Below are 25,639 nucleotides of genomic sequence, written 5' to 3' on the forward strand. Positions count from 1 at the left end.
CGGCAAACACACTCGACAACCGGCCCCGACGGTCACGTAGGGTCGCAGCGTGGGACGAATCGATGACCTCGCGAACCGGTACGTGGCCGACTGGGCGCAGCTGAGCCCGACCGGCGCCACCTACGTCGGCATCGCCGGCTACGACGACCAGCTCGACGACCTCTCGCCCGCCGGTTACGAGGCACGGGCCGAACTGACCCGGCGCACCCTCACCGACCTGGACGTGACCGAGCCGGAGTCCGAGGCGGAGCGGACCGCCAAGGAGGCGATGCAGGAACGCCTGGGGCTGGAGCTGGCCCGGCACGACGCGGGCGAGATCACCAGCGAGGTGAACGTCATCGCCAGCGGCCTGCACGAGATCCGGATGGTCTTCGACCTGATGCCCACCGAGGGTGAGCAGGGCCGGGCCGCCGTCGCCGCCCGGCTCAACCGGTTCGCCGCCACCCTGGAGGGCTACAAGACCACACTGCGTGAGGCCGCCGCCGCCGGCCGGGTCAGCTCCAAGGTGCAGCTGACCGAGGTGGCCAAGCAGTGCGACACCTGGACGGACCCGCACGGCGACAACTTCTTCCACGGGCTGGTGCAGCGGCTGGACGCCGACGGCACGCTCGGTGCCGAGCTGCGCCGGGGCGCGGCGGCGGCGACCGCGGCGACCGCCGAGTTCGGCCAGTTCCTGCGTACCGAGCTGGTTCCGCTGGGGCGGGACAAGCAGGCCGCCGGCCGGGAACGGTACGAGCTGGCCTCGCAGTACTTCCTCGGCGCGAAGGTCGACCTCGACGAGACGTACGCCTGGGGGTTCGCGGAGCTGGCCCGCCTGGAGGCCGAGATGCGGATGGTGTCGGGCCGGATCGCCGGCCCGGGTGCCACCATCGACGAGGCGGTGACCGTGCTGGACGCCGACCCGGCGCGCACCATCCAGGGCAAGGAGGCGTTCCGGGACTGGATGCAGGCGCTTGCCGACAAGGCGATCAGCGAGCTGCACGGCACCCACTTCGACATCCCCGAGCAGGTCCGGCGGATCGAGTGCTGCCTCGCCCCGACCAGCGACGGGGCGATCTACTACACCGGGCCGAGCGAGGACTTCTCCCGCCCGGGGCGGATGTGGTGGGCGGTGCCCCAGGGCGTCACCGACTTCTCCACCTGGCGCGAGGTGACCACCGTCTACCACGAGGGCGTCCCCGGCCACCACCTCCAGGTCGCGCAGACCGCCGTCCGGGCGGAGCTGCTCAACCGCTGGCAGCGGCTGCTGTGCTGGGTCTCCGGCCACGGCGAGGGCTGGGCCCTCTACTCCGAGCGGCTGATGGACGAGCTGGGCTACCTGGAGGACCCGGGCGACAAGCTCGGCATGCTCGACGGGCAGGCGTTCCGGGCGGCCCGGGTGATCGTCGACATCGGCATGCACCTGGAGCTGGAGATCCCCCGGGACAACCCGTTCGGCTTCCACCCGGGTGAGCGGTGGACGCCGGAGCTGGGCTGGGAGTTCATGCGGGCGCACTGCCGGGTGCCGGACGAGAACCTGCGCTTCGAACTGAACCGCTACCTGGGCTGGCCGGGGCAGGCACCGTCGTACAAGGTGGGCGAGCGGATCTGGTTGCAGGCCCGGGAGGAGGCGATGGCCCGCAAGGGCGCCGACTTCGACCTGAAGGAGTTCCACCGGCAGGCGCTCGACCTGGGTGCGCTCGGGCTCGACCCGCTGCGCCGGGCCCTGGCCCGGCTCTGATCCGCACCGTCGGTCGGCGGTCGTGACGGGTGGTCGGGGGCGGGCGGATGCCCGCCCCCGACACACCGTGGGGGTGGGAGCAGGGTCAGGAGAGGCTCAACGCCAGTGCCGGTCGGGCGGTCAGCGTGTCGGAGTCGACGAACGCCAGGTCGATGGCCGGGTCGGTGAAGGTGATCGGGATCGGCGAGGTGACCGGGATACCGTCGGGGAACGGCAGGTCGGGGGTCAGCGTGATGGTGATGCCGAGCAGCTTGCCGACGAACCGGGTGGCGTAGAACGCGACGTCGCCCCGCACCGTCAGCTCGTCGGTGACGTACCGCTGGTGGCGGCCCGCCGGACCGTCCGCGACCAGGCTGAAATCGGCGGTGACCGCCCGGCTCATGCTGAACTTCAACACCTTCAGCGTGCCGTCGGCGGTGGGCAGGTCGACGATGCCCTCGAACCGCAGCCCGGTCATGGTGACCCGGGTGCCGGTCAGCTTGGACGGCTGCCGGGCCACCCTCGGCTGCCCCGGCTCGGGGGCGATCCGCGGCAGCGGCCGTCCCGGCCGTACGGTGCCGGGGCGGGCGGGTCTGCCTGGGGTGCAGTGGGTTCCGGTGAAGGTGGGCTTCGGCCGGGGGGTGAGGGCGGCCTCCGGGGTCGCCCCGCCGCCCGGCGACGGGGTGCGGTCCGGCGACGGGGTGGCGGCCGGATCGGTCTTCCCACCGCCGGTGAACAGGTCACCGAGGTCGTGCAGCAGGTCGCTGAGCAGGTTGCCGTCCGGCGAGGGTGATGGCGACGGGCTGGCCGTGCCGGGGGTGGCCGACGGGGTCGCGGTCCGGCCCGCCGTGGGGCGCGGGGCGGCGGTCCCGGTGGGTGCCGGTCGCGGGCACGCGGTCGGTGCCGGCTTCGGCGCGGCGGCCCGGACCGGTCCCGGCGCGGCGGCCCGTACCGGCTTCGGCGCGGCGGCCACCAGTGCACCGGCGGCGAGGCCGAGGACCAGCAGCGCGACCCCGAGGTGGCGTGGGTCCCGCCCGCCGGCAGGGTCCTGCGCCGGGTCTCGCCGCGCGGCGGCGTCCGCCCCGGGGCCGCCGAAGAAGCCGAGCCGGCCGTCGGCGTCGAACCCGTCGTCGGCGTCGGGGTCGGCGTCCGGGTGGGCTCCGGCGGCGGACGGTCCGGCGGCGGACGGTGCGGAGGTGCCGGCGGTGGGCGACGTGGCGGTGTCGGCGGCGGATGGTGGGGCGGAGCGGATCGGGGTCCAGGCGAAGCCGAGGGCGCTGCCGACCAGGCCGAGCAGCAGGCCGAGGAAGAAGCCGCCGAGGTTGAGGCCCATCAGCGAGTAGACCGTGGTGACCGCCGCGACGATCGAGTAGAACAGCCGCTGACCAGGGCTGAACCAGAGCAGCAGCCCACAGGTCACCAGGATGATCGGGATGAGCAGCGAGTAGAGCCCGGTCGCGCCGGAGGAGAAGCTCAGCCCGTTGAGGGTCATCCTGGTGGAGGCGAACATCTCCACCCCGGCGAGCACGGTGAGCAGGCCGCCCCAGAACGGCCGGCTGCGTCGCCACCGGCGGAAGCTCCGCCACCCGCGACCGGGACCGGGACCGGTCGGGGCGTACGGCGGTTGCGCGCTTGTCACCTGCTCCTCCTGGGCGGATGGGTACGGGGTCGGGCGGGCCGGGCCCCTGCCGTCCGGCGGGGGGTGACGGGAGGGGTCCGGCCCGGTGCGGCTCAGTCGTCCGCGAAGCACTCCTTGCCCTTCGCGGCCTCCCCGACGTTCACCTTGAGTCGCAGGCCGGTCAGGTTGAAGGTGGCCGCGGTGGTGTAGCGGGACACCTGCCGCAGGTCGGTGATGGTGACGTGCTGGGCGTCCTGGCCGAACGAGCCGGCCTGCGCCGACGCGTTGAGGTCGGTGGCGTCCCGGCCGATGCGGATGTTGGTGAAGGTGGCGTTGCCGCCCAGGCTGTCCATCGCGATCATCATGTTCTTGGCGGTGGCCGGCTTGTCGTCACCGGCGTTGATGGTCAGCACCACCGGCAGGCCGGGCAGGTCGGCGCGGACGGACTGGCAGAGCTTGTAGAGCTGGGCGCTGCTGATCTCGGAGAGGGCGACCGGGTGGACCTTGCCGTTCTTCTCCTTGACGATGCCGCCGTACTGGGTGAAGCCGTCGCCCTCCAGGCGTTCGGCCCCGATCTTGAAGGTCTGCCCGGAGACGGTGATGTCGGAGGCGATGGCCCCGCTCTGCATGCCGAACAGGATGGCGCCCACGGCGGCCGTCGCGGGCACCATCATCGCGGCGAAACGCCGCCACCGGGTACGCCCCGGCTCGTCGGTCCGATTCTGCACGGATTCCTCCTCAGGCTGGTGCCGGTCGTGGGAGCCGGTCGGGCCGCAACCGGGCCGCAAGATCTGTTACCGACGGGTAACGAATGCGTGCCTGATGGTGCACCCGCTGAGGCGTGGCTCACAAGACCCCACCTACCGACCGGTAACCGTCGATCATCCGAGCCGGTCGCCGCACTCACGCTGAGTGCAGCCGATCCCCGGCATCGACCGGATAGATGCCGCCAAATCCGACGGCACCCATCACCATGAGGTGACAAACCATCGACACGTTACGATTTCGTAACGGACGCGTACGGTCACCACGGAGACGCGGAGGGCGGGCCGGGAAACCCCGACCCGCCCCGGTGTGCCGACGTGCGTGGTCAGCGCGAGCCGGACTCACCCCGCCAGTTCGTCGACGCGGGTGGGATCTCGTCGGTGAGCGGGCCGCCCGACCGCCCCACGGTGGCCGGCTCGGCCTTTCCGTCGCGGGTCGGGGTGTCGGCCGCCGGGGCGACACCGGCCCCCTCCGGCCCGGCGGCCGGCGTCGCGCGCCGCCGCCCGGCGACGACCAGCCAGAGGCCCACCAGCAACAGCAGGCCACCGAGGACGGCCAGCCCGATCGGCAGGGTACGGCCGATCAACTGGAGCTTGTCCCGGGTCACCCCGGCCGACTTCACGCTGTTGGCGATGGTCGCCTCGTCGTAGACGAAATCCGCGTCCAGCAGGGTCACCGGGCTGCCCTGGTTCGGCACGAAGTTCTTCCGCTGCTGCTCACGCACCTTGACGAAGTTGCCGCTGACCGGCTCGATCCAGATCGTCCGGGTGTTGCTGTAGGTGACCTTGCCGGTGGTCGCCCCCGGTGCCAGCGCACCGGCCAACGCGGTCAGCGAACCTTCCGGGGTGACCAGGTCGGTCTCCGGGATCTGCTGCACGTACCGGTACGCCTCGGTGCCGTTGATCTGCTCGGTGCCGTCGAACGCGATCGGCAGCGCCCGGCGCAGGTCCCGGTCGAAGAAGGTGTGGTCCCGCCGCTCGGCACGGAACGGGAACTTGTAGGTCTGCCCGGCGAAGGTCACCGAGTCGTCGGCGCCGCCGGGGCCGTCGGTGTCCAGGTACTGCTTGTCCCAGTCCCGGGCGGCGGCGGTGACCCGGTCCAGGGCGAACTCGGCCGCGTACTTGCTGACGTCGGAGCCGTTGTCGGTCCGCACGACGGTGCCGTAGACGTCCCAGACGACCGCGTCGCCCCTGAGGTCACCGGTCATCTCCTTCTCGGTCGTCGACGCCTGCGGCACCACCTCGGTGGTGGCCTTGAGCTGACCGGTCTGGATCGTCGGTTTCCCGTCGAGCACCTGCATGAAGGTGGCGTTGTCGGCGATCGCGACGCTCGCCCGCAGGCACCCGTCCGGCTTGCCGTCCGCGTTGCAGAACGTCAGGTCGTACGGCAGCTTCGTCACCGACGGCGCCACGTAGTACGCCGTTCCCGCGGCGACCGCGAGCGACAGCACGCCGATGCCGAACAACGCGGCACCCAGGCGAGTCTTCACTGGTCCTCCCCTAACAAAGACGGTCAGCCGGTTACCGGCGGAAGATCGAGGATGTAAAACTTGGCCGCACGTTACTCCCGAGTCACATAGCCCCGCGACCCTCTGGACGGTTGATGTCTGCCCCGATTCCCGATCAGGTCCTGCGGCGGCTGCCCGCCCTCGACGCCGTCCGGGTGATCGGGGCACTTGCCGTGGTGGGACACCATGTCGGCTTCGCCACCGGGCGTAACACCGGCGACGCCGCCGTCGGGGCCTGGCTGTCCCGACTGGACGTGGGCGTCGCGGTCTTCTTCGTCCTCTCCGGGTTCCTGCTGTTCCGGCCGTACGCGCACGCGCAGGCGACGGGCCAGCGGCCCCCGGGCACCGGCCGCTACCTGTGGCGGCGGGCCACCCGCATCCTGCCCGCCTACTGGGTGGCGGTGGTGGTCTGCCTGCTGGTGCTGCCGCAGAACCGGCCGGCCTCGACGGGCGACTGGCTGCGGCACCTCACGCTGACCCAGATCTACCAGCACGGGCAGCTCCGGCACGGGCTCAGCCAGACCTGGAGCCTGGCCACCGAGGTCACGTTCTACCTGCTGCTGCCGGTGCTGGCGGTCCTCCTGCTCGGCCGGCGACGGACACCGGGCCCACCGACGTCGGTCCACCCGGACGGGGTGCTGCGGATCGCGCTGGCCGCGACGGCGGTGACCGGGGGCTGGGTGGCGTTGATGGGGGCAGGCGTGCTCAGCCTCGGCCTGCACACCATGTGGCTGCCCTCGTACGCCGGCTGGTTCGGGGCCGGGATGGCCCTGGCCGGCGCGCAGGTCGCGCTGCGCACCGGCCGGGGCGGGCGCTGGCGCTTCCTGGACGACCTGGGCCGGGCCCCGCTGGCCTGCTGGACGATCGCCCTGGGCGCGCTGGCCGTCGCCACCACCCCGGTCACCGGCCCCCGGGACCTGGCCGAGCCGACCGCCGGCCAGTTCGCCACCAAGCTGGTGCTCTACCTGGTCGTCGCGGTGCTGCTGATCGTGCCGGTGGCGTTCGGGCCGCAGACCCGCACCAAGGGCGCCTTCGACAGCATCGTCGGCCGGTGGCTGGGCCGGGTGTCGTACGGGCTGTTCCTCTGGCACCCGTTCGTACTGGAGGGGATCTACCTGCTCGACGGCCGGCCGGAGTTCACCGGTGACCCGCTCGGCACGTTCCTCCTCACCGTCGCCGGTGGGCTGGTCCTCGCGGCGGTCAGCTACTACGCGGTGGAGCGCCCCTTCCAACGTTGGGGTGGGCGGTGGCCGCGTCGGCGCAGCACCAGCGAGAGCCAGAGCAGGGTGGCGGTGGCGACCGCGGCCAACTGAGGCGGCCAGGCGGTGTGCCCGCCCCGGGTCGCCGCCCACCAGCCGGCCACCGCGAAACACGCCACCGGCAGCCAGCGCACGGTCGCCCGGCGCAGCCGGTGCATGCCCCGCCGGTCCGGCGGGTGCAGGTGCGGTTCCAACGCCCGCCCGGCCAGCACCACGGCCACCACCGCCAGCGCCACCCCGACCGCCGCCGGCCCGCCGAACAGCAGCAACGCCGCACCGCCGACGAGCGCGGCGAGCACCCGCCCGCGCCGCCGCCGCGGCACCACCGCCCCCGGGGTACGCCGCGACGGCAGCACCGCCAGCAGGGCCACCCCGGCCAGCAGCATCGCCCCGGCCCCGAGCGCCAGCACGTACCCCCGGTCGGGGGCGAACCGGAGCGTCACCGCACCGGCGACGTCGGCCGGGACGAGCCAGCCCTGCTGCCAGCCGTCCACCACGAACGGGGTGAGGGTCCGGCCGCCGGCGGTGGCGACCCAGCCGGCGTTGGCGTTCTCCCGCAACGCCAGCACCCGCTGGCCGGGATAGCTCTCCAGGCGCAGCACCCGGAGGGTGGCCGACCACTCGTCGACGCGCAGCACCGTCCGGGTCGCCCCGGGTTGCCGGGGTCCGGCGGTCACGTCCCCGGCTCCGGTGCCGGCCGTGCCGCTCGTACCGGTGCCGCCGGCCGGGGCCGCCGGTGCCAACGCCCCGCCGGTCGGGGTGAGCGCGAGCCGGGTCGGTACGGTCAGCCGGGTCCCCGCCGCCACCACCCGGTTCTCCCCGGCGGCCAGCCGCAGCGGCGTCCTCGCGGCCGGACCGCAGAGCACCGCCGGCACCTCGCGCAGTTCCACCAGGTCCCGCCGGCTGGCGACCAGCGCGGTCCGGCGCTGCCCACCACCGGCCACGGTCACGGTGGGGCCGGTGCCGCAGGGCAGGGTGACCCGCTCCGCTGCGTCCACCGGGGTGGCCGGGCCGTCCGGCAGCACGGTCAGCTCGCCCACCCCCACCGGCAGGTCCTGCGTCACCCGCCGGTACGGGTCGTATGACGCCACCGGCACCACGTCGGCGATCAGCACGGTCAGGTCGTCGCTGCGCATCGGCCTGTCGAACAGCAGCGTGCCGCCCTCGTCGAGCACCCCGCCGCGCATCCCCTCGTCGCCGAGCACGGTGACCCGCCAGGGGCGGGCCGCCGCCGCACCGGGCGGCAGGGTGATCCGCAGCCCGGTGACGGTGCGCGCCTTCGGCCAGGTCAACCGCAGCCACGGTTGCCGGTCGGCGTCGGCGGCGTACCAGACGGTCGCGGGGTTCCCGTCGACCACCGCGCCGGGACGGGCGCTCGGGTGGGACACGCCGACGGTCGAGGCGGCCACGGTCGGGGTGACCCCGGTGGTGACCGCCGCCGCCCCACCGGGGTCGAGCAGCGCGTTGAGCGCCCCACCGGGTCGGGGTCGGGCCCACAGCGCGACCCGGTGGTCCGCGCCGGCCGGCAACCGCACGGTGCGGTCGATCCGGTCGCTGTCCTCGGAGGCGCGGGCCATCGCCCCGGCGCAGAGCGGCCGGCTCTCGTCGAAGACGCACGCCGGGGTGGCCGGGGCGGCGGCGAACACCATCGCGGCCGGCCGGTCGGTGGCCGGTGGGTCCGGCACCACCAGGGTCCGGGCGGCCTCGACCCCGGGGATGACGAGTTCGGCGATGCCCACCCCGCCGAAGCCGGCCCGGACGTCGAAGACCTCCTCGACGGTGACCCGGACGAACCGGGTGGGGTAGCCGTCGGGCAGGGTCACCTCGACGGTCTGCCCGGCGGTCTGCACGGTGGTCTGCTGCCGGCCGGCGGTCACGGTGATCCTGGTCGGCAGCGAGTCGGCCCCGGTGTCGAAGGTGATCCGCAGTTGCCGGACGACCTGCGGCCGGTCCAGCTCCACCTCGAACCACTGCCCCGGCGCGCGGGTCCCCGGGGCGGACCGCCAGGACGTGCTCAGGTCGCCGTCGACCGCCGCGTACGGCTGGTGTTCGGGACGTCCACCGCCCAGCGGCTGCGCCTGCGACCAGGAACTGGACGCGGTCACCCCGCCGATGCCGAGGTAACGCACCACCGTGGACTGCCCGTCGGCCCAGTCCGGCAGGTAGTCCCGGGCCGGGGCGTCGAGCTGGGGGCGGTCCCGGGCGGTCATGGTGGCCGAGGCGTTGTCGTGCTGCTGCCCGAAGGCCACCTCCCGGCGGCGCAACCCGTCGGTGAGCGTCACCGACGACGCGTCCAGTCCGGCCGGGCGGTCCCCGGCGAGCACGGTCGGCGCGGCGGAGAGCCGGCCGGCGGCGGCCAGCGGCAGCAGCGACTCGGGGCCGCCGACGACAGTGGTCAGGTCGGCGGCGTCGTACGCGACGACCCGGTCCACGTCGCGGCGGACCTCGTACACCTCCAGGGCCCGGACCCCGACGTCCAGTCCCCGGTCGACGACGTTGCCGGGCAGCCGACCCCCGCCGACCTCGGGGCCGAACCCGCGCACCGGCTCGATGCCTGGGGAACGCAGCAGCGCCTGCCGGACCACCACCGGCCGGACGGCCCCGCTGTGGCCGTAGTCGAGGTCGGAGCGCAGCAGCAGGTACTTCACCCCGGAGCGGGCGAGCAGGTCGGCGAGGCCGGCGGAACCCTGCCCGTCGGCCAGCGCCGACTCGACGGTGTCCAGCATCCGGATGGTGCCGGGCGGGGTGAGCGGCACCGAGCTGCGCACCGCCCACGGCCGGTCGGACAACGGCTGGGTGATCTCGTCGCTGGGGCTGCCCCACAGGTAGCGGGGGAACCGGGCGGCGGGCACCACCAGCACCCGGTCGTCGCCGACGGCCCGGTCCAGCCAGTCCGACGCCTCCCGCCAGTAGCCGGGCACCCCGGTCAAGCTGCCCTGGGCGGCGAGCCCACCGCCCAGCGCGGGCGTGGCCACCGCGGCGACCGCGACCAGAGCGGTGCCGGTGACCAGGCCGGCGCGCAGCCGGACCGGTTGCAGCGCCCGGGGCAGCACGGCGGCCAGCTCCGGCCGGTCGCCGGTGCGGGCGGCCCGCAGCACCAGCCCGACCAGGTGGGCCAGGCCGAGGATGAGCGGCAGCCGGAGCACCACGTCGAACTTGTGCACGTTGCGCAGCGGCGCACCGGCCGCGTCGAGGAAGGTCCGCTGGGTCTGCGCGCCGAAGCCGTCGAGCTGACCGAGGTGGCCCAGCCCGACCAGGGCCAGCCCGACCAGCAGGCCGGTGACCAGGAACCGCCGGTGCGGCATGCCCCGGCGGGCCAGCCCGGCGATACCCAGCCCGGCCACCACCAGGGTGGCGACCACCAGGGGACGTTCGGTGGCGAGCCGCCAGCCCGCCGTCCACGGCGGCCCGTACGCGCCGGTGAGGTAGGCGTGCCAGTGCGAGGCGCCGCGCAGCACGGTGGTGGTGTCGGTGGGGGTGGTGGTCACCGGCGCGGTCTCGATGTAGTCGAGGAAGGGCGGGCTGTACCGGCCGAGCAGCAGCAGCGGCACCAGCCACCAGGCGGTCGCCGCGCCCACCGCCAGCCCCCAGGCGACCAGCGCCTTCACCCGGAGCCGGAACGGGTGCAGGCCGAGCAGCCAGAGCGCGGCCAGCGGCACCACGGCCAGCACGGCTGTCGCGTTGACCCCACCGGCGCAGGCCACCACGAGGGCCGACCGGGTGACCGCCCGGCGCACCGGCGCACCGTCGGCCAGCCCGACCAGCGGGACGAGCACCCACGGGGCGAGCGCGCTGGGCCACGCCTCCACCGAGATCGGGCCGAGTTCGGTGAGCAGCCGGGGGGAGAGCGCGAAGGCGGCCCCGGCGAGCAGCCGCGCCCACGGGGTGCCGACGTGCAGCCGCTCGGCGAGCCGGACCACGCCGACGCAGGCCACGGTCAGCAGCAGCGCCCACCACAGCCGCTGCACCACCCAAGCCGGTACGGCGAGCAGCTTGCCGAGCAGGAAGAACGGCCCCATCGGCCAGAGGTAGCCGTACGCCTGATTCTGCAACTGCCCGAAGGTGCCGTCCGGGTCCCAGACGTGCAGGGCCCGGGTCAGCCATCCGGCCGGATCGATCGCCAGGTCGACCTTGGTGTCGATGGCGATCAGCCCGGGGTCCTGGAGGAACGCCAGTGCCGACAAAGCCAGACACACCGCCACCAAGCGCGCACGCCACACCGTGCTCGATGTGTCGTCCGGCCCCTCGGCCGCCCCCGGACGGCCCGGCGACTGCTGCATCTCGCCTCCGATCGGGCATTGCGACGTGCGTGACGCAGCCCATAGTGTGACGCGAACGCGAAGACTACTCGGCAGTAGGAGTTGAGTGTTGGACGCACCCGCTGCCGCCACCACCAGGCACGTTCTGTTCCTCAACTGGCGGGACACCCGCAATCCGGAAGGCGGTGGCTCGGAGGTCTACGTCGAGCGGATCGCCGGCGAACTGGTCCGCCGCGGCCACCGGGCCACCCTGTTCTGCGCCACCCATCCCGCCGGCACCGCCGAGGAGACCACCCCCGACGGCGTACGCGTGCTGCGGCGCGGCGGTCGGCACACCGTCTACCTCCGGGCGGCGCTGGCGTACCTGGCCGGAGCACTCGGCTTCGGCCCGCTGAGCCGCCGCCGGGGCGGTCGACCCGACCTGATCGTCGACGTCGGCAACGGGCTGCCCTTCCTCTCCGCCCTCTACGCCCGCCGGCCGGTCATCGCGCTGGTGCACCACGTGCACCGGGAGCAGTGGCCGGTGGTGCTCGGCCCGGGCCTGGCCCGGTTCGGCTGGTGGGTGGAGTCCTGGCTCGCCCCCCGGGTCTACCGCCGCTGCCGGTACGTCACCGTCTCCGCCGCCACCCGCGACGAGCTGGCCACCCTCGGCATCGACCCGGCCCGGGTCGACATCGTGCACAACGGCACCCCGGACATGACCGTCGGCCCGGTGCCCCGCTCGGCGGAACCGTCGCTGGTGGTCCTCGGCCGGCTGGTGCCGCACAAGCAGGTCGAGGTGGCGCTGGCCACCCTCGCCGCGCTCGCCGACGAACTTCCCGGCCTCACCCTGACCGTGGCCGGACAGGGCTGGTGGGAGGCGCAACTGCGGCACACCACCGCCGAACTGGGCCTCACCGACCGGGTCCGGTTCACCGGCTTCGTCTCCGACGCCGACAAGCGGCACCTGCTCGCCTCGGCCTGGGTGGCGCTCACCCCGTCGCTCAAGGAGGGCTGGGGGCTCACCATCGTCGAGGCCGGCGCGGTCGGCACCCCGACGGTCGCCTTCCGGGGCGCGGGCGGGGTCGAGGAATCCCTGGTCGACGGCGAGACCGGCCTGCTCGCCGAGGACGTCGACGACTTCGTGGCCAAGGTGCGGCGGCTGCTGACCGACCACGACCACCGGGCCACCATGGGCGCGGCGGCCCGCGCCCACGCCGCCCGGTTCACCTGGCCGGTCTCGGGCGAAAAATTCGCGGCCCTCGTGACGAGGGCCGCGAACGGTCCGGCGGGGACGCCGGTCGAGCGGTCGGGGCCGGCGGACACACCGGCGCAGCGGTCGGAGCAGACAGGACGGTCAGGGTCGACGGTGCCGGCGGGGCCACCGGCCGGGCAGGTGGAACGGTCCTACCTGGTGCCGTAGACCAGCGGCTGGTTGGCACCACCGTTGCCGCCGCCGGACTCGGTGCGGGCGGCCTGCTCGGCCTTCGCCGCCTCGGCCGCCGACGTGCCGGTCAGGCTGGTGGCCAACGCCACCGTGCCGAAGGCACCCAGAGCGATCGCGGCCACCGCGACCAGAACCAACGAGAGAGCACTGCGCATGGTGCTGTATTCCTCCTCGTGAGCTGCGTGCGCGGCACGTTACCACCAAGTAGCCAACGCCGGGAGGGCCGCGCAGACGATCAACCACCGACCCCGCAGGCAGCAGGAACAGCCGGCGACCGCCCGGTCACCGGCCGGCAGGATTCTCGTACAGGGTCAGGTCGGTCCCGGCGTACACCTCGCGCAACCCGGCCAGCGTCGCCGGGTCCACCCGCCGGCCGCCGACGGTCCGCTGCACCACCACCCACCGCACCCCGGTCGCGGCGACCGGGCCACCCGCGGCGAGCACCCGGCCCACCTCGGCGGCCCGCGGGTTCTCCCCCCGCACCTCCGTCGTCCCCACCCACAGCGTGTCGTCCACCAGCACGTCGGCGTCGACGTAGCGGGGCAGCGGGTCCAGCACCGTCCGACCGTCGTTCCACGGGTACGCCCGGTAGGCCCCGAACGGCAGCGACAGCACCTCCCCCGACCGGCCGTCCAACCGCCGGGCCACCGCGTCCCAGTCCGCCGGGTACGCCACCGGACGCAGCCGGCCCGCCGCACCGAACGCCAGGTCGGGCAACACCACCACGGGCAGCAGCAGCACGGCGGCGAGCACCGCACCGGCCCCACCCGGCGCACCCCGGGCGGCGACCCGGTCGGCCAGCCGCTCCGCCCCCAGCGCGGCGGCCAGCGCCAGCAGCAGCGCGTACGGGACCAGGAACTTCTGCCCGTCGCGCAGCACCCCGGCCCCGGGCACCGTCGCCACCAACCAGCCCAGCGCGGCCGACCCGCCCGGCAGCGCCCCGGCCAGGGCGGCCAGGAAACCGGCCCCGGCCAACCCGACGAGCCGGTCCGCCGCCCCGGCCGGCCACCGGCCACGCAACTCCCGCAGGCCGTACCCCGCCAGCACCAGCAGGGCCACCGTCGCCACCGGCGTCAACGGCGACGCACGGCTCGCCGGCACGGTCTGCCCGTTCCAGATCCCACCGGTGCCGGCCAACGCGCCGACCACCCCGCTCCAGTTCTCCGCCCGCGCCGCGAACGCTGCCACCCCGGCCGGGTCGGTCCGGGCGTCGGCCGCGCTGAACCCGGCGACCACCAGCCACGGCAGGTTCAGCAGCAGCAACGCGCCGACGGCCAGCGCGGTCGTCCGGGCGGCACCCCGTCGGGCGACCAGCACGGCGACCGTGACCAGGGCGACCAGGCCACCCGTCGGGGTGACCACGGCCGGCAGTGCGACCAGCACCAACCGGCGCAGCCCACCCGGCCGGTGCACCCGGATCGCGGCGTCGACCAGCCAGGGCAGCGCCCCGTACGCCAGCAGCAGCCCCCAGTGCCCGATCAGCAGCCGCTCCGCCAGGTACGGCGTCCAGGCGTACCCGACCGCGGCGACCACCCGGACCACCGGCCGACCGGCGGGCACCAGCCGACCGGCCCCGATCGCGGCGAGCAGCAGCACCCCGGCCAGCACCAGCCGTTGCAGCAGCCACCCCGGCACCGCCTGGCTGGCCAGCGACACCAGCGCGTCCAGCGGCACCGCCCGGGGCAGCGAGTCGACCGGGGCGACCAGTTCGGCCCGCCACGGCTGCCGGGGCACGAAGACCATGTCGTAACTGAGCACGTAGCCGGGCGCGGCCAGCGGGGCCAGCACCAGCGCGGTGACGGCCAGCCCGGTGGCGACGAGGATCGGCCTCTCCCGCAGGGCTTGACCTCCTCACTAGGCTGACCCGGCGATCAGCGCCGGCGTGGCGACACTGTACTTGCGCTGCTGGCGACGGGCGGAGCCGACGACCCGGGACGATCGCGGGCGGGGCAGCGGAGCACCGGCGGGGCCGGCGACACGGAGCGGTGATGGGCACAGCATCGGACGGCGCGCACGGCCGGCGACCCGGGGTCGTCGACGAAGGACCCGAGGCTCCCGACGGGCACCGCCGGCGATCCGGCGACGTCCCGGGCCGGGGTTCGGGGAACGGGCCGAGTGGGGGTCCGGGCGGCGGGCCGGGTCGGGCGACGGGCATCGGCGTCGCCGGGGTGGCCGTCACCCTGGCCGGGGTCTTCGTCAACGGGCTCGCGTACGTGGTGCCGGTCCTCGGTGCCCGGCACCTCGCGCCGGCCGAGCTGAGCGCGCTGGCCACCCTGCTGGCGCTCGGCGCGATCGGCGGCGTGGCCGGCACCGGCCTGCAGATCGCGGTGGCCGTACACCGGGCCCGGCACGGTCGGGCCGGCACCGCCCGCCCCACCCTGCTGACCGTGGCGGTGACCGCCGCGCTGCTGGCCGTGACGTTGCCGGTAGCCGCCGTCGGGCTGCGGTTGACCGGCCCGGCGGTGCTGCTGCTCGGGGTGCTGACCGTGGCGGTGGTGGCCGCCGGCCGGTGGCTCGGTGAACTCCAGGGCGACCAGCGTTTCCTGCGGCTGGCCGGCGGGATGGCGTTGCTCGCCGCCGGCCGGTACGGCGGCATGATCGCCGGGCTGGCGCTCGGTGGCGGGTTGACCGGCGCGCTGCTGGCCGGGGCGGTCACCTCCGTGCTGGTGCTGGCGCTGCTGGTCCGGCTCAACCGGGGGGCCGGCCTCGACCCGGTCGCCCCGACCCTGGCCACCCGGACGGTGCTCACCGCCAGCGGGGCGACCCTGGCGATGCTCGTCGTGTCGTACGCCGACCTGCTGCTGGCCCGCCGGTTCCTGCCCCCGGACGCCTCCGGCACGTACGCGGTCGGCACGGTGCTCACCAAGGGCGCGTTGTGGGCCCCCCAGGTGGTGACGGTCATCGCGCTGCCCCGGCTGGCCCGGGGCGACCGGGGCACCCTGCGGGCCGCGCTGTTGCTGGTCGGGGCGGCCGGCGCGGCGCTGGTGCTCGCCGCGACCCTGGCCGGTGGCCTGGCCTTCGGGTTGGCCGGCGGCCCGGAGTACACCCGCCACGGCGGTCTCGCCCCGCTGTTCGCCGCCACCGGGGCGCTGTACGCGCTGGTCTTCGTGCTGATCAACGCGCGGGTCGCGGCGGCGGCCCGGTGGCCCTCGGCACCACTGTGGATCTCCACGGCGGGTTTCCTGGCCGCGACCGCCACGGTGGTGCCGCACACCGTCGCCGGTATCGCCGGTGCCGCCCTGGCCACGGCGGCGGTCACCGCCCTCGTCACCGGCGCGCTGACGGTCCGTCGCGGGCCGGACGCACCGGCCACGCCCACCCGGTCGACGGCTACCGCCCCCGCCGTTGATCGTGACACCCTACGGGTCGGTGACCAGTAGACGGGGGTTCTGGTGGCGGAGGTCGACCCGGGCCGGGAGCCGGTCGGCGTCCGCCGGCCGGCCCGCTGGCTGCTCGTCGTCTGGCTGGTCGGGCTGCTCGCCGCCGTACCCACCGCGACGCCGCAGCCGCCCCTACCCGACGGCGGGACGACCGCCGCCCGGCTGACCGCCGCCTTCGACGACTACGGCGACACCTCCGGCCGGTGGAACGGCGCCGACCGGACGGCCTCGGTACGGCTGCCCGACGGCCGGCTGCTCTGGCTGTTCTCCGACACCTTCCTCGGCCCGGTGCACCCCGACGGCTCCCGCCCCCGCAGCGCGCCGTTCGTGCACAACTCGGCAGTGGTGCAGCAGGGCGACCAGCTCACCGCGACGCTGCACGGCGGCACCGCCGACGACCCACGCGACCTGATCCCCGCGACGACGCCCGGCGAGTTCTCCTGGATCGGCGACGCCACCGTCGCCGGCGACACCCTCCAGGTGCTGGTCCACCGCTACCGGCGTACCGGTGCCAGCCCGCTGGACCACGCCCTGCTCGGCACCGCCCTGGCCACCTTCGCGCTGCCCGCGCTCACCCCCACCGGGGTCCGTCCGCTGCCCCTGGACCCCCGGGTCTCCTGGGGCTCCGAGCTGCTCCGCGACGGCGACCACACCTACGTGTACGGCACCGAGGCCGCCGGTGAGGCGAAGTTCGCCCACCTGGCCCGGGTGGCCGGCGACGATCTGACCGGCAGGTGGGAGTTCTGGACCGGCGACGGCTGGTCCCCCGACGACCGCACCTCGGCCCGGCTGCTCAGCGGCGTCGGCACCGCCTACGGCGTGCAGCGGGTCGACGGCCGGTACGTGCTGGTCACCCAGGAGAACAACCTGGTGTTCAGCGGCGACCTGGTGGCCTATTCGGCCGATGCCCCGACCGGCCCGTTCACCGGCCCCGACTACCTGCACCGGGCCCCGGAGACGGCCGCCGGCCACCTGGTCTACGACGTCGACCTGCACCCGGAGCTGGCCCGTCCCGGCCGGCTGCTGTTCTCCTACAACGTCAACGACGTCGACGACGCGGTCACCTACGCCGACGCGGGCCTCTACCGGCCGCGTTTCGTCGAGGTGCCGTGGCCCCGCCGCCGCCCCGACCCGGCCGAGCTGCCCCCGCCACCGGCGGCGGTGACCGCCCGTCCGGGCGGCGCCGGCACCGCCGAGCTGGACTGGCCGCCGGTACGCGCCGACGACGAGCTGCGCTACCAGGTACACCGGCGGGACGTCACCGCCGGCCAGACCCACTTCGTGCGGATCGGCGAGCCGGTCGACGCGCCCCGCTTCACTGCCGACTTCCTGGTCAACGGGCACGACTACGAGTTCCGGGTGAGCGCCGTGGGCCGGCGCGGCGAGGGCCCGCCCTCACCGGCCGGCAGGGTCACCGCCACGGTGCCGCCCCCACCGCCGCCGGGCGGCCTGCGGGCGGTGCCGGGCCGGGTCGGTGACGTCGCGTTGAGCTGGCAACCGGTGCCCTTCGTCCAGCTCTACCGGGTGTACCGGCACGACCTGGACACCGGGGAACGCGGCACGGTCGGCACCTTCACCGGCACCACCGCCACCGTCGCGTTCCTACGGCACGCGCACCGTTACGAGTTCACCGTGGTCGCGGTAGGCGGCGGCGGGGACAGCCCGCCGTCGGCCCCGGTCCGGGTCACCGCGCTGGTCACCCCGCCCGCGCCGCCGTCGGGTCTGGTCGCCGCCGGGCAGCCCGACGGCACCGTCCGGCTGGCCTGGCACACCCTCGGTCCGGGCGTCTCCTACCGGGTGTACCGGCGCGACCTGACCACCGGCACCCGGGAGTACGGCCCACCCGCCGTGGAGGCCACCGCCGGGCACCTCGCCCGGCACCTGGAACACGGCCACGAGTACGAGTTCACGGTCAGCGCGGTGAACGGCGGCGGCGAGGGGGCCCGGTCCACGCCGGTGCGGGCCCGCGCCCGGTTCACCGCACCCGGCGACGCCCCACGGGCGCTACGCGCCGAGGCCGGTGTCGGCAGCGTCGAGCTGACCTGGGTCTCGTCGGTGCCGGACGGCTGGCACCGGGTCCACCGGCGCAACGTCACCGCCGGGGAACGCGACTTCACCGCCGAGGAGATCCCCACCCGGGGCACCCGGGCCGTCGTGCCGGGACTACGCAACGGACACGAGTACGAGTTCACGGTGGCCGCGGTGAACCAGGCCGGTGCGGGACCGCGCAGCACGCCGGTACGGGCCACCCCGCAGTTGCCCACCCCCACCGGGCTCGTCGTGACCGCCGTCGGCACCGGTGAGGCCCGACTGACCTGGCGACCGGCCGGGCCGGGGTTCGCCTACCGGGTGCAGTGGCGCGACGCCACCGCCGGGGAGCGGTGGCGCGCCGACCCGTACCCGGTGCGGGACACCCGGCACACGGCGGTGCTGCTGACCCGTGGGCACGACTACCAGTTCCGGGTCGCCGTGACCGACGGACGCGACGACGGCCCACCGACCCCGGCGGTCGGCGTCCGCATCCGCTGACCACCGGCGGTCGACCACGGTCCCTGTGCCGCCGACCACAGCCGCCGGACGTCCATCCGGACACCGTGCCACGAACGCCCATACACCGTGTGACCGGCCGCGACACGCGGCGGTGAGGATGGCCGGACGCACGCTGTCGGCTGGCCGCCCGGTTGGCTACCGTAGGTGTCCCTGGGGGCCCGCAACCCCCCACGTGGTACGTCCGATCGAGGTGGCTGTGACCCTGTACGGCGACAAACCGGTCTCCGACGACCGCCCCACGGTGCAGGTAACCGCGGTGAGCTGGCCGTCCGAGGACGAACCCCCACCGGCCGGTGGGGCCGCAGGTCCCGGCGCCGGGCCGGGGCCGTGGTGGCGGCGCGGCCGGGTGCTGCTCACCGGCGGGGTGACCGCCGCGGTGCTGGCCGGGGTGGTCGGCGCGGGCGCCTGGGCGTACGCCGGGGACGTGCCGCGCGGCACCAACGTGCTCGGCACCGAGCTGGGTGGCCGCAGCCGGTCCGACGCGGCCAGGGAGCTGCGGGCCGAGTTGGAGAAGCGGGCCGCGACGCTCGACGCGCCGCTGACCGTGGTGGTGGGCGAGAACCGGGCGGAGATCAAGCCCGCCGACGTCGGTCTGGCGGTGGACGTGGACGCCACCGTCGCCGCCGCCACCGACGCGCAGGCGCACCCGGTGGACCGGCTGTTCGGTTCCCGGTCGGTCGACCCGGTGGTGACTGTCGACGCCGCCAAGCTGGACGCGGCGCTGCGGCAGATCCTCGGCACGCAGGGGCGGGACATGACCATGCCGGCGATCATCTTCACCGGCACCACGCCGAAGCCGGTCTACCCGAAGCCGAGCCTGACCCTGGACCCGGAGCAGTCCGCCCGGGTGGTCCGCGCGGGCTGGCTGGCCGGCCAGCCGGTGACGGTGCCGGTGGTGGAGAAGAACCCGGTGACCACCCGGGAGGAGGTGGACCGGATGATCGCCGAACTGGCGAAGCCGGCCGTCGCCGCACCGGTGACGATCACCTCCAGCAAGGGCTCGGTGAGCGTCCCGCCCACCGCGATCGCCCGCGCGTTGCGCTTCTCGGCCGACGACGAGGGGAAGCTGACGCCGAAGGTCGACGTGAAGCGGCTCCGGTCGGCGCTGGGCAGCAAGCTGGCCGCGATCGAGTCGACGCCCAGGGACGCCGGGCTGACCATCTCGGGCGGTAAGCCGAAGGTGGTGCCGGGCCGGGCCGGCCAGCAGCTCGACTCGGCGGCGCTGAGCCGGGACCTGCTGGCGGTGCTGCCGAAGCCGGACGGCCGGACGGTCACCGGGCAGCTCACGGAGGCCGAGCCGGAGCTGACCGAGGCGAAGCTCGCCGAGTTGGGCATCAAGGAGCGGGTCTCCACCTTCTCCACGAAGTTCCCCGGTGGGCTCTCCTCGCCGCGTAGCCAGAACATCATCCAGGCGGCGAAGGACGTGGACGGCACCATCGTCAAGCCCGGGGAGACGTTCTCGCTCAACGGGCACACCGGCGAGCGCGGCTACGCCCAGGGCTACAAGGACGCTCCGGTGATCCTCGGCGGCAAACTGGTGCCCGGGGTGGGTGGCGGCGTCTCCCAGTTCACCACCACGCTCTTCAACGCCAGTTACTACGCCGGCCTCCAGGACGTCGAGCACAAGCCGCACTCGTTCTACTTCAGCCGCTACCCGGCGGTGATCGAGTCGACGATCTTCTGGCCGGACCTGGACTTCAAGTTCCGCAACAACACGCCGTACGGGGTCCTGATCGACACCGCGTACACCTCGAACACGATCACCGTGTCGATGTGGAGCACCAAGATCTACGACAGCGTGAAGACGGAGTACGGCCCGCGCCGCAACATCACCTCGCCGAGGACGGTCTACCTGGAGCCCGGCCCGAGTTGCATCGCCGCCGCCGGCAGCACCGGCTTCACCCAGGACGCCTTCCGCGTGATCAAGAAGGACGGCAAGGTCGTCAAGCGGGAGAAGTTCAGCTGGACGTACGACCCCGAGCCCAACTTCGTCTGCGGTCCTAAGCCCTGACCCAGGCTCCTACCCGAGCGGGTCGAGGACACCGACCCCGGACACGACCGAGCCCCGCCGGCTGATCAGCCGGCGGGGCTCGCTGTCTCCCGGTACCCGGTGCTGCCGGACATCCGGGCCGGCTCGGCACGTGGTGCTCCCGGCTCGTGGAGTCGCTGCGGTGGTGGGTGGCGGGTGGCGGTGGTGCCACCCGGCCGCGACCCGCCGACGTGGCACGAGGTCAGGGGCGGGCTTCGGCGAGGCCCTGCCGGACGCCGTCGGCGTCCCGGTCGGTGCCGTACACGGGGGTGTCGGGCTGCTGCCGCCAGCTCTCGTCGAGGGTGCCCGCGTCGACCGGGTCGAAGCCGAGCGCGTCGACGAGCTGCATCACGAGCTGCTTGGCGTCGGCGTCGTCCCCGGCCACCGGCAGCGCGATCCGGTCACCGGAGCCGGCCGGCTTGCCGTGGTCCATCAGGTGCGCCGCCTGGATGTTGTTGAACGTCTTCACCACCCGGGCGCCCTTGAGGTGGTCGGCGGTCCACCGGCTGGAGCTGAGGCTACGGTCGAGCAGCTCGGCGATGTCGCCGTCGCGCTGCGGGTAGTAGTTGTTGGCGTCGACCACGATCTTGCCGTCGAACGGCTGCACCGGCAGGGCGGGCACGGCGAACAGCGGGATCGCCACCACGACCAGCTCGGCGTCCTGGACGGCCTGCTCCACGGTGCCGGCGGTCGCGCCGCTCTCCTGCGCCAGCTCGGTGAGGCTCTCCGGCCCTCGCGAGTTGGCGACTGTCACGTCGTGCCCGAGGGCGCTCAGCCGCCGCGTGAGGGTGCCCCCGATGTGCCCCGAACCAATGATTCCGATCTTCATGGCCACTCCTGCCTCCGCCGGTCCCGACGGTCAGTTCCGGTCGTACGGTCAGCAGGTACCCCGACAGGTCCGCTCCGATCGTGGACGGGGCGTGCAGCACGTCACGTCGTCACGGACCCGGGCGCGGGGCCCCGGGAGTCAGGTCCCGCATCGACGGTACGAGGTCACGGACGTCGTCCGGGCCGGATTCACCGAACGTTGCCCGCCTGTCTCCGGCGCGGGGCGGGGCGGCCCGGGGGCACCTTGACGTCGCCGGGGCGTCGGCGCGAAGGGACCGGGGCCGATCTCCGTCCGGCTGCCTATCGCCGACATCGGGGATGTAGGGGTATTCCGTGTCGGGATGGCCGCTTCTTCGCCCCATCAGCCCTGACCCCGGGGTCCTCGGCCTGGCGCGAGGAGTCTCGGAGGGGCGAGGGCCCAGGGCGGGGCTTTCCGTGTCGGGCTGCCTATCGCCGACATCGGGGGTGTAGGGGTATCCCGTGTCGGGATAGCCGCTTCTTCCGCCCACCAGCCGTTAACCCTCGGGCCCTTGACCCTCGGGCCCCTAATCCTTGGGCCCTTGGCGTGGGACGAGGAGTTCTGGGGCGAGACGTCCCGGAGGGTATGACCTTTCCGCTTCCGGTGGTGGGCCTTTCCTACCGGTGGCGCGGGCCAGTTCCGGGGGGGGGGAAGTGGTGTGGAATGCAGTTGAGGCCAACCCCGGGTGGGGTTGGCCTCAACTGAAAGATTGTCCGGCGGTGTCCTACTCTCCCACACCCTCCCGAGTGCAGTACCATCGGCGCTGGAGGGCTTAGCTTCCGGGTTCGGAATGTGACCGGGCGTTTCCCCTCCGCCATGACCGCCGTAACACTATGAACATATCAAACAACACACACACCCACAAAAAACCACTACCACCCTGTGGGGGGTTGTTCGGTGTTTGTTCAGAGTTGCACAGTGGACGCGTAGCAGCCTTGTTATCAAGTCCTCGGCCTATTAGTACCGGTCAACTCAACCCGTTACCGAGCTTACATTTCCGGCCTATCAACCCAGTCGTCTAGCTGGGGGCCTTACCCCCACAAAGTGGGGTGGGATACCTCATCTTGAAGCAGGCTTCCCGCTTAGATGCTTTCAGCGGTTATCCCTTCCGAACGTAGCTAACCAGCCGTGCCCCTGGCGGGACAACTGGCACACCAGAGGTTCGTCCGTCCCGGTCCTCTCGTACTAGGGACAGCCCTTCTCAAGTATCCTACGCGCACGGCGGATAGGGACCGAACTGTCTCACGACGTTCTAAACCCAGCTCGCGTACCGCTTTAATGGGCGAACAGCCCAACCCTTGGGACCTGCTACAGCCCCAGGATGCGACGAGCCGACATCGAGGTGCCAAACCATCCCGTCGATATGGACTCTTGGGGAAGATCAGCCTGTTATCCCCGGGGTACCTTTTATCCGTTGAGCGACACCGCTTCCACACGCAAGTGCCGGATCACTAGTCCCGACTTTCGTCCCTGCTCGACCTGTCAGTCTCACAGTCAAGCTCCCTTGTGCACTTGCACTCAACACCTGATTGCCAACCAGGCTGAGGGAACCTTTGGGCGCCTCCGTTACCCTTTAGGAGGCAACCGCCCCAGTTAAACTACCCACCAGACACTGTCCCTGAACCGGATAACGGTCCGAAGTTAGATACCCAAATCAACCAGAGTGGTATTTCAAGATTGCCTCCACCCATACTGGCGTACAGGTTTCACCGGCTCCCACCTATCCTACACAAGTCCATTCAGATACCAATGTCAAGCTATAGTAAAGGTCCCGGGGTCTTTCCGTCCTGCCGCGCGTAACGAGCATCTTTACTCGTACTGCAATTTCGCCGGGCCTGTGGTTGAGACAGTGGGGAAGTCGTTACGCCATTCGTGCAGGTCGGAACTTACCCGACAAGGAATTTCGCTACCTTAGGATGGTTATAGTTACCACCGCCGTTTACTGGCGCTTAAGTTCTCCGCTTCGCCCCCGAAAGAGCTAACAGGTCCCCTTAACGTTCCAGCACCGGGCAGGCGTCAGTCCATATACATCGAATTACTTCTTCGCATGGACCTGTGTTTTTAGTAAACAGTCGCTTCCCCCTGCTCTCTGCGGCCATACAACGCTCCACCCGCACGGGGCTTCACGTCTCCGGCCCCCCTTCTCCCTAAGTTACGGGGGCAATTTGCCGAGTTCCTTAACCACAGTTCGCCCGATCGCCTCGGTATTCTCTACCTGACCACCTGTGTCGGTTTGGGGTACGGGCCGCTCGAAACTCGCTAGAGGCTTTTCTCGGCAGCATAGGATCACTGACTTCACCTGAATCGGCTCGGCATCACGTCTCAGCCTCCATGCGGTGCGGATTTACCTACACCACGGCCTACACGCTTACCCCGGCACAACCACCGGCCGGGCTCAGCTACCTTCCTGCGTCACCCCATCGCTTGACTACTACCCGCCAGGTTCCCACGCTCCCCAACCTCAACCCGAAGGTCTCGGCTGGTTCGGGTGGTTAGCACAACGAGGTTCATCAGGGACGCTCCTTCGCGGGTACGGGAATATCAACCCGTTGTCCATCGACTACGCCTCTCGGCCTCGCCTTAGGTCCCGACTCACCCAGGGCGGATTAGCCTGGCCCTGGAACCCTTGGTCATCCGGCGGAAGGGTTTCTCACCCTTCTTTCGCTACTCATGCCTGCATTCTCACTCGTGCCGCGTCCACAACTGGGTCACCCCGCTGCTTCACCCCCGGCACGACGCTCCCCTACCCATCCACACACCTGCACGCACCATCAAGGGTACGCGTGGTTAAAATGTGAATGCCACAGCTTCGGCGGTGTGCTTGAGCCCCGCTACATTGTCGGCGCGGAACCACTTGACCAGTGAGCTATTACGCACTCTTTAAAGGGTGGCTGCTTCTAAGCCAACCTCCTGGTTGTCTATGCGACCCCACATCCTTTTCCACTTAGCACACGCTTAGGGGCCTTAGCTGGTGATCTGGGCTGTTTCCCTCTCGACTACGAAGCTTATCCCCCGCAGTCTCACTGCCGCGCTCTCACTTACCGGCATTCGGAGTTTGGCTGATTTCGGTAAGCTTGTAGGCCCCCTAGACCATCCAGTGCTCTACCTCCGGCAAGAAACACACGACGCTGCACCTAAATGCATTTCGGGGAGAACCAGCTATCACGGAGTTTGATTGGCCTTTCACCCCTAACCACAGGTCATCCCCCAACTTTTCAACGTTGGTGGGTTCGGCCCTCCACGCGGTCTTACCCGCGCTTCAGCCTGCCCATGGCTAGATCACTCCGCTTCGGGTCTAGAACATGCGACTCAAACGCCCTCTTCAGACTCGCTTTCGCTACGGCTCCCCCACACGGGTTAACCTCGCCACATGCCACTAACTCGCAGGCTCATTCTTCAAAAGGCACGCCGTCACCCCGCAAGGCTCCGACGGATTGTAGGCGAACGGTTTCAGGTACTATTTCACTCCCCTCCCGGGGTACTTTTCACCATTCCCTCACGGTACTCGTCCGCTATCGGTCACCAGGAAGTATTTAGGCTTACCAGGTGGTCCTGGCAGATTCACGGCAGATTTCAGGAGTCCGCCGCTACTCGGGAACACCCACAGAAGATCAGCAACTTTCACCTACCGGACTCTCACCGACTACGGTTGGCTTTTCCACACCATTCGGCTAGCCACTGACTTTATAACTCCTCGAACAAGTGTCAGCTTGTTCAGCAGGGTCCCACAACCCCGACCACGCAACCCCTGACAGGTATCACACGCAACCGGTTTAGCCTCAATCCGCTTTCGCTCGCCACTACTCACGGAATCACTAAATTGTTTTCTCTTCCTACGGGTACTGAGATGTTTCACTTCCCCGCGTTCCCCCCACACACCCTATGTGTTCAGGTGCGGGTGACACCACATGACTGGTGCCAGGTTTCCCCATTCGGACACCCTGGGATCACAGCTTGGTTGACAGCTCCCCCAGGCCTATCGCGGCCTCCCACGTCCTTCATCGGCTCCTGGTGCCAAGGCATCCACCGTTCGCCCTTGACAACTTGACCACAAAGATGCTCGCGTCCACTGTGCAATTCTCAACAAACAACCAACCCACAACCCCAAAGCCCCACACCAGCAACCCCACCCCGCCCACAAGCAGAGACAGAATCCGGTATGCGAGACCAGGCCATGCCTGGCAACCTCCAGCAGGCTCCCGCCCACCACAAGGCACTGAAACAACAACCTGAGGTTGTTCCTTCAGGACCCAACAGGGTGCTCACATCTCTCCACCAGCCGCACCAGAACCCCGTTCCC

Annotated in this window: 11 protein-coding genes, 2 rRNA genes and 2 pseudogenes; 6 read left to right on the forward strand and 9 right to left on the reverse strand. The window is 72.0% G+C overall.

Annotated elements, in window-relative coordinates; translation table 11 throughout:
- Nucleotides 1-49 precede the first annotated feature (49 nt).
- On the forward strand, nucleotides 50-1,720 hold the full coding sequence (locus tag ACN268_RS20390; protein WP_421484564.1) for a DUF885 domain-containing protein: 1,671 nt from the start codon (nucleotides 50-52) through the stop codon (nucleotides 1,718-1,720).
- Between the two features lie 85 nt (nucleotides 1,721-1,805).
- Here ACN268_RS20390 and ACN268_RS20395 read toward each other — a convergent pair whose 3' ends face one another.
- From ACN268_RS20395 to ACN268_RS20405, 3 genes are all read right to left on the reverse strand, one after another.
- Nucleotides 1,806-3,338: a DUF6114 domain-containing protein gene (locus ACN268_RS20395; RefSeq protein WP_421484565.1), complete on the reverse strand. Its 1,533-nt coding sequence runs from the start codon at nucleotides 3,336-3,338 to the stop codon at nucleotides 1,806-1,808.
- Nucleotides 3,339-3,430: 92 nt separating this feature from the next.
- A complete protein-coding gene (locus tag ACN268_RS20400) occupies nucleotides 3,431-4,045 on the reverse strand; it encodes a DUF6230 family protein (protein WP_204926973.1) in 615 nt (204 codons plus the stop codon).
- A gap of 362 nt (nucleotides 4,046-4,407) precedes the next feature.
- On the reverse strand, nucleotides 4,408-5,571 hold the full coding sequence (locus tag ACN268_RS20405) for a DUF3068 domain-containing protein (RefSeq protein WP_421484566.1): 1,164 nt from the start codon (nucleotides 5,569-5,571) through the stop codon (nucleotides 4,408-4,410).
- A gap of 113 nt (nucleotides 5,572-5,684) precedes the next feature.
- On the opposite strand from ACN268_RS20405, the gene ACN268_RS20410 reads away from it, so the two are divergent.
- Nucleotides 5,685-6,902: an acyltransferase family protein gene (locus tag ACN268_RS20410; RefSeq protein ID WP_421484567.1), complete on the forward strand. Its 1,218-nt coding sequence runs from the start codon at nucleotides 5,685-5,687 to the stop codon at nucleotides 6,900-6,902.
- On the opposite strand, the gene ACN268_RS20415 is transcribed toward ACN268_RS20410, so the two are convergent.
- On the reverse strand, nucleotides 6,797-11,032 hold the full coding sequence (locus ACN268_RS20415; RefSeq protein WP_421484568.1) for an alpha-(1->3)-arabinofuranosyltransferase domain-containing protein: 4,236 nt from the start codon (nucleotides 11,030-11,032) through the stop codon (nucleotides 6,797-6,799). The genes ACN268_RS20410 and ACN268_RS20415 overlap by 106 nt on opposite strands.
- Nucleotides 11,033-11,216: 184 nt before the next feature.
- On the opposite strand from ACN268_RS20415, the pseudogene ACN268_RS20420 reads away from it, so the two are divergent.
- Nucleotides 11,217-12,362 (forward strand): annotated as a pseudogene (locus ACN268_RS20420) (glycosyltransferase family 4 protein); the annotation flags it as partial.
- A 131-nt stretch (nucleotides 12,363-12,493) separates the two neighbouring features.
- On the opposite strand, the gene ACN268_RS20425 reads toward ACN268_RS20420, so the two are convergent.
- Nucleotides 12,494-12,688, reverse strand: a complete 195-nt coding sequence (locus ACN268_RS20425) for a hypothetical protein (protein WP_145922205.1) — start codon at nucleotides 12,686-12,688, stop codon at nucleotides 12,494-12,496.
- 136 nt (nucleotides 12,689-12,824) lie between these two features.
- Nucleotides 12,825-14,321 (reverse strand): annotated as a pseudogene (locus ACN268_RS20430) (hypothetical protein); the annotation flags it as partial.
- Between the two features lie 200 nt (nucleotides 14,322-14,521).
- Here ACN268_RS20430 and ACN268_RS20435 point away from each other — a divergent pair.
- The 3 genes from ACN268_RS20435 to ACN268_RS20445 all read left to right on the forward strand — a co-directional run bounded on the left by ACN268_RS20435 (nucleotide 14,522) and on the right by ACN268_RS20445 (nucleotide 20,474).
- Nucleotides 14,522-15,913 (forward strand): polysaccharide biosynthesis protein, encoded by a 1,392-nt coding sequence (locus tag ACN268_RS20435; RefSeq protein ID WP_421484569.1) that lies wholly within the window; start codon nucleotides 14,522-14,524, stop codon nucleotides 15,911-15,913.
- 12 nt (nucleotides 15,914-15,925) lie between these two features.
- Nucleotides 15,926-18,442: a DUF5005 domain-containing protein gene (locus ACN268_RS20440; RefSeq protein WP_421484570.1), complete on the forward strand. Its 2,517-nt coding sequence runs from the start codon at nucleotides 15,926-15,928 to the stop codon at nucleotides 18,440-18,442.
- Nucleotides 18,443-18,653: 211 nt separating this feature from the next.
- Entirely contained in the window at nucleotides 18,654-20,474 is a 1,821-nt protein-coding gene (locus ACN268_RS20445; protein ID WP_421484571.1) for a VanW family protein, read from the forward strand.
- 220 nt (nucleotides 20,475-20,694) lie between these two features.
- Here ACN268_RS20445 and ACN268_RS20450 read toward each other — a convergent pair whose 3' ends face one another.
- The 3 genes from ACN268_RS20450 to ACN268_RS20460 all read right to left on the reverse strand — a co-directional run bounded on the left by ACN268_RS20450 (nucleotide 20,695) and on the right by ACN268_RS20460 (nucleotide 25,389).
- Entirely contained in the window at nucleotides 20,695-21,321 is a 627-nt protein-coding gene (locus ACN268_RS20450) for an NADPH-dependent F420 reductase (protein ID WP_421484572.1), read from the reverse strand.
- 729 nt (nucleotides 21,322-22,050) lie between these two features.
- Nucleotides 22,051-22,167, reverse strand: a 5S ribosomal RNA gene (rrf, locus tag ACN268_RS20455).
- Nucleotides 22,168-22,276: 109 nt separating this feature from the next.
- Nucleotides 22,277-25,389: ribosomal RNA gene (locus ACN268_RS20460) — 23S ribosomal RNA — on the reverse strand.
- Nucleotides 25,390-25,639 lie beyond the last annotated feature (250 nt).

The sequence above is a fragment of the Micromonospora sp. WMMD735 genome (assembly GCF_049178995.1).
Classification (GTDB): domain Bacteria; phylum Actinomycetota; class Actinomycetes; order Mycobacteriales; family Micromonosporaceae; genus Micromonospora; species Micromonospora wenchangensis.

What these genes read in the sequence shown, in the direction of transcription:
- ACN268_RS20410 (WP_421484567.1), top strand. Translation starts at nt 5,685, where the DNA reads ATGTCTGCCCCGATTCCCGATCAGGTCCTGCGGCGGCTGCCCGCCCTC.
- ACN268_RS20425 (WP_145922205.1), bottom strand. Translation starts at nt 12,688, where the DNA reads ATGCGCAGTGCTCTCTCGTTGGTTCTGGTCGCGGTGGCCGCGATCGCT.
- ACN268_RS20435 (WP_421484569.1), top strand. Translation starts at nt 14,522, where the DNA reads ATGGGCACAGCATCGGACGGCGCGCACGGCCGGCGACCCGGGGTCGTC.
- ACN268_RS20450 (WP_421484572.1), bottom strand. Translation starts at nt 21,321, where the DNA reads ATGAAGATCGGAATCATTGGTTCGGGGCACATCGGGGGCACCCTCACG.